General features: G+C 60.7%; 7 protein-coding genes. All 7 read left to right on the top strand.

Features of this window, described 5'->3' with window-relative positions:
• The coding region (locus DDA93_RS15830) for an ATP-binding cassette domain-containing protein (RefSeq protein ID WP_133185596.1) at window positions 1-510 on the top strand (510 nt) is incomplete at its 5' end.
• Complete coding sequence (locus tag DDA93_RS17040) at window positions 507-896, top strand: ATP-binding cassette domain-containing protein (protein ID WP_279325285.1); 390 nt, start codon at window positions 507-509, stop codon at window positions 894-896. The genes DDA93_RS15830 and DDA93_RS17040, both read left to right, overlap by 4 nt.
• A 20-nt stretch (window positions 897-916) precedes the next feature.
• The gene (locus DDA93_RS17035; RefSeq protein WP_279325284.1) at window positions 917-1,297 is read left to right on the top strand and encodes an ABC transporter ATP-binding protein; all 381 of its coding nucleotides are present in this window, start codon (window positions 917-919) and stop codon (window positions 1,295-1,297) included.
• A gap of 107 nt (window positions 1,298-1,404) precedes the next feature.
• Window positions 1,405-2,544 (top strand): MFS transporter, encoded by a 1,140-nt coding sequence (locus tag DDA93_RS15820; protein ID WP_237742082.1) that lies wholly within the window; start codon window positions 1,405-1,407, stop codon window positions 2,542-2,544.
• Window positions 2,541-4,064, top strand: a complete 1,524-nt coding sequence (locus tag DDA93_RS15815) for an ABC transporter substrate-binding protein (protein WP_024475906.1) — start codon at window positions 2,541-2,543, stop codon at window positions 4,062-4,064. Before DDA93_RS15820 ends, DDA93_RS15815 begins: the two co-directional genes overlap by 4 nt.
• A complete protein-coding gene (locus tag DDA93_RS15810) occupies window positions 4,064-5,833 on the top strand; it encodes an ABC transporter permease subunit (protein ID WP_019483760.1) in 1,770 nt (589 codons plus the stop codon). Before DDA93_RS15815 ends, DDA93_RS15810 begins: the two co-directional genes overlap by 1 nt.
• A gap of 50 nt (window positions 5,834-5,883) precedes the next feature.
• Complete coding sequence (locus DDA93_RS15805) at window positions 5,884-6,207, top strand: metalloregulator ArsR/SmtB family transcription factor (protein ID WP_347693968.1); 324 nt, start codon at window positions 5,884-5,886, stop codon at window positions 6,205-6,207.
• Window positions 6,208-6,312: the final 105 nt, after the last annotated feature.

The raw sequence follows: 6,312 nt of genomic DNA, 5'->3' as shown, positions 1-6,312 counted from the left end.
TCCCTTCACCCTTTGGTGAGGCTTGATCGTCAGCTGATCCCGGTGATCCTACGGTCAAAAAATGCTTCCACACGGTCGGCAGCACGATCCCTTGCCGTTTCGATGTTGGAAGAGGTCGGGTTCGCCGATCCGAATCGCGTTCTCAGTTCTTACCCGATGGAACTATCGGGTGGGCAAAGGCAGCGGGTGTGCATTGTGCAGTCCCTTGCATGCCGAGCCTCGTTCCTGATAGCAGATGAACCGACGACGGCGCTGGACGTCGTGTCCCAGCAACTCGTCCTTTCGGCCCTACGCCGGGCAGTAAATGAAGGTTGCGGCGTTCTGCTGATCACTCATGACGTCGCTGCGGCAGCGTCGTTGTGCTCCCGGGCTGTCGTCATCAGCGGAGGATCCGTGGTCGACGAAGGTCCCTTCGACCATTTGGCCACCAAAAACACACACCCAGAAACAGCTAAACTCATGGACGCAGCGCAGCGAACCGTGCGCCGCGAGGATATTGCTGCCGCATGATCTCGGTCCTTTCAGCACACGACATTCATCTGTCGCTCACCCGGCCTGCCCGAGCCTTCCAACGTGGCGTGGCCCAGAAAATTCTTCATGGGGTGTCTATATCAGTCCCTCGTGGTGCTGGTGTGGGGTTGGTAGGTAGCTCCGGATCCGGCAAATCGACGCTGTTGCGCACTCTTTTGGCGATGGAAGTGCCGGACTCAGGTTCGGTGGTTCTGCATGATCGCATGATCCGCCCAGGATCTTTGAAGTCGCTGAGATGGTTCCGACGAGAGGTGCAGTATGTTCCTCAGGATCCTGCGAGCAGCCTCGATCCGCGGATGACGGTCGAGCGGTTGCTGCGGGAACACTGGTCTGCCTCGGGGTTGAGGGGAATCACTCTGAACTGATTCGCGACGCGCTTGTTCGCGTGGAGCTTCCGGGAGCGGTTCTTGATCGACGACCGTCCGAGTTGTCCGGCGGACAGAATCAGCGTGTAGCGATCGCCCGGGCGATGGTTGTTAAGCCCGCAATCTTGATAGCGGATGAGCCAGTGAGTGGGCTCGATCTTCCGCTGCGTAATCAAGTCTTGGATGTTTTACACATGTTGATCAAGAGCCAGGGGCTCGGTCTGTTGCTGGTGTCCCATGATCTTGATGCTGTTGCCTCAATCTGTACACGGACGGCTGTACTGGCTGACGGCAGGATCGTCGAAGAAGGACCGACTGACCAGGTTCTGGACTCCCCGCAGCATCCTGCGACGCGAGCACTGAATGATGCCAGAGTAGGCTGGGGCGCGCTCTCCTTATGATTGAGACCCTTCCGCCGAGGAGCATGGCCTCGGTGTCATTACTTCTGCCTACTCAACTGATCTTCAATGTTGGTTTTTACGCCGTCGTACCGTTTCTGGCCCTTGTCATGACAGACGACCTCGGGCTCGGTGCCGCTGCGATCGGGGTCGTGCTCGGGGCTCGAACCTTCAGCCAGCAAGGAATGTTCCTGCTCGGCGGAGTCATCGCTGACCATTGGGGGCCGCGGCGCAGCATTCTCACCGGTTGCCTGATCCGCGCCATGGGATACCTTGGCCTAGCACTCTCCGAAGAGTTCTGGCCCTTCCTCCTGAGCGCTGTCCTAACTGGTATTGGCGGCGCCTTCTTCTCACCCGCCGTCGAAGGGCTCTTGGGCGCACACGACCGGGCCCAGAAAGATGCGAACCCCCAGCGCCGCACTCTCTTCGCGTGGCTTGTGCTGTTCGGCGAAGTCGGCGCCGTGACGGGCCCCTTGGTCGGGATCGCCCTCTTGCCCTTCGGGTTCCCCGTCGTCGCTGTCTCCGCTGCCTGCCTTTTTGTCGCTGTGGGGGTTGCGCTGTGGCTGCTCTTACCTGCAGGACTACCTACCAGCGCCGACGAAGACGACACACCTGCCGCCAAGGCGGAGCCGCGTGAAACATGGGCGTGCCTGCGTGAACGACGCTTCCTGGCTTTTTGTGCGTTTTTCAGTGTCAACCTCCTTGCTTATAACCAGTTGTATTTCGCGTTGCCTCTTGAACTCAACGAAGGCGGTACGGGAACGGGGACGCTGGCTCTGCTGTTCGTCTTGGCCTCAGTACTGACTATCGTCTTCCAACTACCGGCATCAACTCTGGCCGCCAAGGTGGGACCCGGCGTGGCCCTTCGTGCGGGTTTTATCTGCTTGGGCCTTGGTTTCAGCGCAATGGCCGTATTTGGGGTCACTGGCATACACGCAGTGCCGGGAACTCCGGCGCTTACTGGCCCGGTCATGATGGTCGTTCTTCTGAGCTTCGGACACATGCTCATCGTTCCCGCTGGAATGCAGCAGGTCCACGGTTTCGCCGGCGACCGCCCCTTGAGCGCCTTTTACGGCCTCCTCGCCAGCTTCGGTGGCTTATCTGTGCTCCTGGGCAATACCCTCGTCGGCGCATTCAGGGACTCCCTGGGCGGATTCACCGGGTGGATGTTTCTGGTGTCTCTCACTATCGCCTCTGCAATTTTCCTACCTCGTTTACTTCCACTTCACTATCAGAAAGTCCATCCATGATTGCCCGCCGTACCCGCACGTTGTCCCTTTTTGCTGTCTCAACGATTAGTTGTCTCGCCCTCACCGGATGTTTCTCGTCGGACTCTTCCGGGTCAGTGCCAGCCGCTGATGGTGACGATCGCGTATCTTTGGCGATGCTCCAGCCGCCGCGCTCCGGGCTTACCCCGCTGAGCGACGATGCCTTTAAGCTCTCTCGGTGGTCCGCAGCGGAGACTCTTGTCTCTCTAGACGATCTCGGGGAGGCTCAAGCGTCCCTGGCTACGTCATGGGAGCAGAGCTCTCCCATGGAATGGACGTTCACCATCAGGGAAGGAGTCAGTTTCCACGATGGCACACCCCTGACCGCTGAAGACGTAGCCCGCTCGCTCACCGCGGCCGCTACAGCGTCTCCAACACCACGCATCCTCGATGGCGTCGACATGTCAGCGGCCGCCGACAACGACACAACGGTCACCGTGACCACAGCCGTTGCTGACCCCCTCCTCCCCCAGCGCATGTCCAGCCCTCAACTGTCGATCCTCGCCGCAAGCGCCTACGAAGGTGACACAGTCGACCCGATCAACGCTGGCACCGGCCCGTTCGTGCTCACCGCCGTCGATGGGACGTCGGGTGCGACTTTGGACCGGAACGAGAACTATTGGGGTGAAACCGCCGCAGCATCAGGAATCGATGTTCAATTCGTCCCTGATGGGACCGCACGGGCCGCAGCGCTTCGTACGGGCACAGCCGACATTGTTGAAGCCATTCCAGTCAGTCAGGTAGCCCAGATCGATGAGGACCTCGTCTTTGAAGTACCGATGCCTCGAACGAACACGCTGTACCTGAACAACGATTCCGGGCCATTCGCGGATCCAGCAGTGCGCGCCGCCGCTAGGGAAGCCATCGATCGAGCGACTATCGTCTCCGGGGTCTACGAAGGCCGGGCCGACGTCGCCGAAGGGCTTCTCGGCCCAGCCCTGCCATGGGCTGTAGACGAACGCGACGACGACTACCAGGCAGTCCTCGACCAGCGACCCGAGGCTGCTCCGGTAGATGGGGTTCGCATCAGCCTGGGAACTTTCACCGATCGTGCGGAACTTCCTGAGGTCGCCGTGCAACTCGAGCAGCAGCTTGAAGCCGTCGGCTTCATCGTTGAACAAGACGTCCGCGAGTACCAGTACATCGAAGCCGATGCTGTCGACGGCGCCTTCGATGCTTTCATTCTCTCCCGGGCGACAGTGCTCGACTCGGGTGACCCTGTCGCCTACCTATATAGCGACTTCGCCTGCGAAGGGTCCTTCAACCTCTCCCAGTTCTGCGACCCTGCAGTCGACGAAGCCCTCGAAGAAGCTGCTGCACTTCCAGCAGGACCAGAACGCAGAAGCGCCATCATCGCCGCCGAGGCAGAAATTCTTGCCCGCGACGCCGCTATCCCCATGTTGCACGAACGTGTCATCCAGGGTGAAGCCGCAAACGTCGAAGGCGCCGTCCGTGATCCGCGTGAGCGTGCGTTGATCACCGAGGAAACCTCCGCCCGATAGTGAAACGATTCCCCACCGGAGCTCTCCTCGTCGGTCTATCCAGGACCGGGGCGCTCTTCGCCGTCGTCCTCGTCATTGGCATGCTGCCTTGGCTATCTGGGCAGAGCCCGGAATACACGGTGCTAAGAGCCCGCTACGCGGATCTGGAAGCAACCCCTGAGTCTCTGGCGATGGTCCGGGCCGAACTTGGCCTGGACCGGGGGCCCGTGGCCGTGTTCATCGATTGGTTCTCCGGAGTCCTTACCGGCGACTTAGGACAATCCTGGATTTCGAACTCTCCAGTCCTTCCTGGAACACTGGCGGCGCTGGGAGTTTCTGTCACTCTTATGATCTGCGCGGGCGCTCTTGCAGTGGTAATCGCGATTTTGTTCGCTCTACCGTCGCTTCTGCGAAGCTCGAAGGGAGCGCACCGTCGGGGATCAGGTGTCCTCGCGACGACGGCGACGTCTCTTCCAGAGTTCCTCCTGGCCTCTCTTCTTCTCGTCATCGGCGCCGTCTGGTTGGGCTGGTTCCCTCCCTCTGGGTGGCTCGGCCTGCACTACGCGGTCTTACCGTCGCTTGCTATGGGGATTCCCTCAGGTGGACTGATGGGGAAGTTGCTGGCCGACGCGATCAGCTCAGCCGGTGAGGAACAATGGGTATCGGCATGGCTATCAGCCGGATTCACCAGACGCCAAATCGCTGTCGGATTGCTCCGTCGGGCCTTACCGACCATCTCCAGCCAAGCCGCGTTAGTAGTCATCGGGGTGACCGGTGGCGCTGTAGCCGTCGAAAGGGTCTTCGCGATTCCCGGAATTGGACGCTCAACTCTGGGCGCCGCCACAGCACAGGACATCCCCACACTCCAAGCGGGCGTACTTGCCCTCCTGCTCCTGGCAATCGCCGCGGGCATCACAGCCGCAATGGTCCGCCGTGCACTCCTCGGACCAGCCGGGAGACTGGAAGTAGTCCCCGTCGCCTTTGTTCCCCCGGTTTTCCGACGCCGGGATCTCGCCGTACCCTCCACAGCAGCTTTACTTCTGACAATGATCACCGCCGCCGGGGTCTTACGCGATCCCTTCGCCGCAGTACATCCACGCCTCGCACCACCAAGCTGGCTACTCCCTTTCGGCGCAGACGCCAGCGGCCGAGATCTACTAGCCCGGGTGGGCCACGGCACTCTCTCTACGATCGGCACCGCTCTAATCGTCGTGCTGATATCCCTCATCGTCGGACTACTGATCGGGTCCCTTCCCCGCCTCGGAACCGGACCACTGGAAATCGCGAATGCCGAGCCACCCGTCATCGCAGGGATCATTGTTGCGGCCATCTCCGGAGCGTCCCTCGGAGGCGCAGCCCTGGCCGTAGCACTGGTGAGCTGGGCCCCATTAGCAGCACACACCTCAGCGTTGACGCTTCAAGCACGAACCTTGCCCTTCGTCTCAGTGCTCCCCATCCTCGGCGTAGGCCGCACCAGAACGTTCGTTCGGCACATCCTCCCGCACATCATCGGCCCCCTCATCCAACACGCCATGCTCCGGCTACCAGGTGTTGCCCTCGCACTGGCAGCCCTAGGCTTCCTCGGACTTGGCGCGAACCCGCCCAGCCCGGACTGGGGACTAGTCCTGGCCGAAGGCATGGCCTACGTCGAACGCGCACCGTGGACAGTTCTCGCACCTTCATTGGCGCTGATCCTCGCATCAGTCCTCGCGGTCTCGGCCTCAGGCCTCACTCTTCCCCCGCACCTCCATCGACGACGAGCCCAGAGCGAAACCATCCAAGCCCCCTGACGCCAATTAAGCCGTAACGACTAACTCCCAAACCAGCATTACATAAAATCATGCATATGTGCTTATATGTAGCCATGCCCGAGGATGAACAGCTTGAAAAAGTCGCAGAGCTTTTCAAAGCATTGGGAGCCACGTCGCGTCTTCGGATCCTGACGTCTTTGGCTGCTTCGGAAGGCTCCGTGGGCTCCCTGGTTCAGGCCACTGGGTTGTCTCAACCTCTGGTATCGCAGCATCTGCGTTTGCTGCGGAGCATGAATCTGGTGACCGTGACCAGATCGGGCCGCGACGCTACCTACGCCCTGACCGATGAGCACGTAGCCCACGTCATCAGTGACGCCATCGCCCATACCGGCGAATCCCCATCAAAGAACTAGCCCGCAACGCTCACCGCGTCGCAGGCACCCATGAAGGAGAACCCACCATGTCAACCGAAATTAAAGCTGAGCACACCCTCGCCGACCACACCCACGGCTCCGCGG

Source organism: Arthrobacter sp. Bz4 (assembly GCF_003075455.1).
GTDB lineage: Bacteria > Actinomycetota > Actinomycetes > Actinomycetales > Micrococcaceae > Arthrobacter_D.
Note: the sequence above shows the minus strand (reverse complement) of the source record. Positions and strands in the feature narration are given on the sequence as shown.